Below are 554 nucleotides of genomic sequence, written 5' to 3' on the forward strand. Positions count from 1 at the left end.
CTATAAGATATTATCACGATCTGCCTGAATCAACATTATCGAGGATTGTGCACAGTGTTCATGCGGCTGAGGGCGTTCCCTGTTTCAGCGGGAGTTGCAGCGAAGTGTACCTGGAGAAGGCATTTGAAGGTGATGGTTTGAGGCCGGTTACACGTCTGCCGGTGGCAAAAGAGCTGGGTGACACCAGCCTGATGTTTCTGGTTCATCCCACCTTGACGAACAAAGATATGGACACCGTGGCCAAGGCCGTCTCCAAGGTCATGGCCGAAGCCGTCGGTTAAAAATGTGAGTATTACCGATTTCAGGTCAAACCTGTTTTCGGTAATTCAAGAAATGCTGTTCTAACAGGATTGACATGATTATGAGGATGGATATATGTTGTGCCCGCCGGCCGGGTGCCGCCGGGTAAACTTCATGGCCTGTGGCCAAATTGAAGCTATCTGTTCAGGATGTCATGGGTGCCGATTGCCCGGAAGATCGCATGTGTCTCAGACATTTGGAAGGTAAAACGATACTTCATGGTTATTGATCCTTCCCAGCGGTCTTGGGTTCCC

1 protein-coding gene is annotated in these 554 nt (G+C 49.8%); it reads left to right on the plus strand.

Annotated elements, in window-relative coordinates:
• The coding region (locus P1P89_23360) for an aminotransferase (protein ID MDF1594461.1) at window positions 1–281 on the plus strand (281 nt) is incomplete at its 5' end.
• Window positions 282–554 lie beyond the last annotated feature (273 nt).

The sequence above is a fragment of the Desulfobacterales bacterium genome (assembly GCA_029211065.1).
In the GTDB taxonomy this organism is placed as follows: domain Bacteria; phylum Desulfobacterota; class Desulfobacteria; order Desulfobacterales; family JARGFK01; genus JARGFK01.